The sequence below is a fragment of the Bradyrhizobium sp. P5_C11_2 genome, from assembly GCF_054049755.1.
In genome coordinates this window covers 1-2,883 of record NZ_JBFULT010000760.1, presented here as the reverse complement: position 1 = coordinate 2,883, position 2,883 = coordinate 1, and the positions used below count along the sequence as shown (strand labels likewise).

3 protein-coding genes and 1 tRNA gene are annotated in these 2,883 nt (G+C 63.8%); 1 reads left to right on the top strand and 3 read right to left on the bottom strand.

The window, feature by feature from the left end; genetic code table 11:
• Positions 1 to 4: 4 nt before the first annotated feature.
• Positions 5 to 80 (bottom strand) — tRNA-Ile (locus ACXJL8_RS38135).
• 345 nt (positions 81 to 425) lie between these two features.
• Positions 426 to 1,403, bottom strand: coding sequence for a Bug family tripartite tricarboxylate transporter substrate binding protein (locus tag ACXJL8_RS38130; protein ID WP_456621550.1), 978 nt, complete (start codon positions 1,401 to 1,403; stop codon positions 426 to 428).
• 107 nt (positions 1,404 to 1,510) lie between these two features.
• Between ACXJL8_RS38130 and ACXJL8_RS38125 the strand changes: the two genes are divergently transcribed.
• Positions 1,511 to 2,476, top strand: coding sequence for a TAXI family TRAP transporter solute-binding subunit (locus tag ACXJL8_RS38125; protein ID WP_456621551.1), 966 nt, complete (start codon positions 1,511 to 1,513; stop codon positions 2,474 to 2,476).
• A gap of 116 nt (positions 2,477 to 2,592) precedes the next feature.
• On the opposite strand, the gene ACXJL8_RS38120 is transcribed toward ACXJL8_RS38125, so the two are convergent.
• On the bottom strand, positions 2,593 to 2,883 hold a 291-nt coding region (locus tag ACXJL8_RS38120), incomplete at its 5' end, for an ABC transporter substrate-binding protein (protein ID WP_456686714.1).

Here is a 2,883-nt window from a genome sequence, read left to right as displayed (position 1 = left end):
TCCTTGGTGGGCCCGGCAGGACTCGAACCTGCAACCAGACCGTTATGAGCGGCCGGCTCTAACCATTGAGCTACAGGCCCCGCCGCGAGACGGTCCGCGGGAGGCGCGGCCGGCAACGGTGCGCGGTTCGTTTACAGGGACGGAGGCGGGGGTGCAATGCTGGCTCTGGCGAATGGAAACCCCTAGCGCAGCACGCCGGTAATTTTCGAATTACCGAAATTGGCGGATGATGCACTTATGCTCCTGTTTTGCCCGACAAGTCAAATCGCCGCGCGAGGGCTCGTTTTTTCACTTCCGTAACCCCCTGTAACTGCAAGACTTTTCTACTGTGCATGGGGTTGTTTTCGCCATTTTTGATTGGAGGGGACCTGCCGGTCCCCCCAAATCCCTTGCCGGCGAGCGACAGACCCCGCGGCGGGCCGGCCCTAGTCGACCGACACCCCGGCGAACTCCACCACCTTGCGCCACTTCTCGGTCTCGTCGGTGACCAGCTTGCCGAACTCCGCCGGCGTCATCGGCTTGGGGATGCCGCCGGTCTCGGCGAGACGTGCCACCAGCTTGGGGTCCTTCAGCGCCTCGCCGACCGCCTTGTTGAGGATCTCGACGATCTCGGGCGGCGTGCCCTTCGGCGCGGAGATACCGTAGAAGCCGACCGATTCGAATCCCGGCACGGTCTCCGCGATCGTGGGCACGTCGGGCACGATCGGCCAGCGCTGCGGCGAGGTGACGCCGAGCGCACGGACATTGCCGCCCTTGGCCTGCTCGAGTGCGGAGGGAAGGTTGTCGAAGATCAGCTGCACCTTGTTGGAGATGATGTCGGGGAAGGCGATCGCAGAGCCGCGATAGGGCACGTGCACCATGTCGCACTTGGTCATCACCTTGAACAGCTCCGCCGACATGTGCACCGAGGTGCCGTTACCGGAGGAGGCAAAGGAGATCTTGCCGGGGTTGGCCTTGCAATAGTCGATGAACTCCTGAACCGTCTTCACCGGCATCGCGTTGGAGACCACCAGCATGTTGGTGAGCTGCATGATGCTCGCGACCGGCACGGTGTCGCGCAGGAAGTCGAACGGCAGCTTCTTGTAGAGCGAGGTCGAGATCGCATTGTTGGGCGCGACGAACAGCAGGGTGTAGCCGTCCGCCGGCGCGTTGATCGCGGCGCCGGCCGCGATGTTGCCGCCGGAGCCGGCACGGTTCTCGACGATGAATTGCTGGCCGAGACGCTCCGACAGCCACTGCGCCATGATCCGCGCCACGATGTCGACCGGACCACCGGCGGAGAAGCCGATGATCCAGTGCACGGGGCGGTTGGGATAGTCGGCGGCGGAGGCGGGAGGTGCGGCGCTGAACAGGCCTGATATCAACGTGAGCCCGAAAACAGCGCACCGCAAAATTCGCAACATGACGTCTCCCATTGCATTATTGTCGTTGGACTGCATGCTTTCACAAAAACCGCCCGCTGCCTACATCGCCTGAAGTCGATGTTGACGCGGGGCGGCCGGGAACGACCATGAAATTCGCAATCACCATCCTTCTCGGCGCGGCGCTGCTCGCAAGCCCCGCCGCCGCTCAAACCGGAGGCAATGCCATTCCGACCACGACACTCAGCTTGGGCACCGCGACGCCCGGCGGCGGCTTTCCGCTCTATGGCAATGCCTTTGCGCAAGCGATGAACGCGGCGGACCCGTCGCTCGCCATCGCCCCGCGCAACACCAAGGGCAGCAACGAGAACATTCCGCTGCTGGAGAAAGGCGAGCTCGATCTCGCTTTGGTCGCGGGCGAACCGGCCTACGAGGCTTTTGCAGGCATCGGCCGCGCGAAGGTGGCGCTGAAGATTCTCACCGCGATCTATTCCAATCCCGGCATGTTCGTGGTGCGGGCGGACAGTCCCTACAGGACCATTCGCGATCTCGTCGGCCAGCCCGTCGCGTTCGGCGCCAAGGGCTCCGGCCTGCCGATCCTGGCGCGCTATGTGCTGGATGGCCTCGGCCTGAAGCAGGACGAGGACTTCAAGGCTGTCTATCTCGACCGCGCCGGCGATGGCCCTGCGATGGTCGAGGACGGACGTGTCGCAGCACTTTGGGGCGCCGGCATCGGTTGGCCCGGTTTTGCTGCGGTGGCGTCGAGCGCCTCCGGCGCACGCTTCATCGCCCCGAGCACTGAAGAGATCGCGCGCATCCGCGCAAAGCATGCGTTCCTGAAGCCGCTGACCGTGCCGGCCGGCAGCTATCCAAAACAGTCCGAGCCGATCGCCTCGCTCGGCTCCTGGAGCTTTGTCCTCACGCGCGAGGATTTGCCCGACGATGTCGCCTATCGCCTCGCCAAGACGCTGCACGGCGTCGAGGCGACGTTCTGCAAGCAGCTCGCGCAGGCCTGCGAGACGACCGCGGCGAACACGGTCGCCGCCGCGCCGAGGCCGGAGCTGATTCATCCGGGCGTGGTGAAGTACTTTCGCGAGATCGGGGTGATGAAGTGACGGTCGCTCCCTAAGCGGCCGTCATTCCGGGGCGCGCAAAGCGCGAACCCGGAATCTCGAGATTCCGGGTTCGGTGCTTTGCACCGCCCCGGAATGACGATCGCTTTAAGCGATCGTCACTTCTTCACCATCGCACAGGCCGGGTCCGGCGGCCCGAACGCCTTGTCGCCCGAGATGGTCGTGAGGATCTTGTAATAGTCCCACGGATATTTGCTCTCCTCCGGTGTCTTCACCTGCACCAGCCAGAGATCGTGCACCATCAGATTGTCCTCGCGCAGTTTGCCGTTGCGGGCAAAAAAATCCTCGATCGGCTTCTCGCGCATCTTCGCGGCGACCTTGAGCGGATCGTCGGTGCCGGTTTCCTTGATGGCGTTGAGATAGTGCATCACGCTCGAATAGACGCCGGC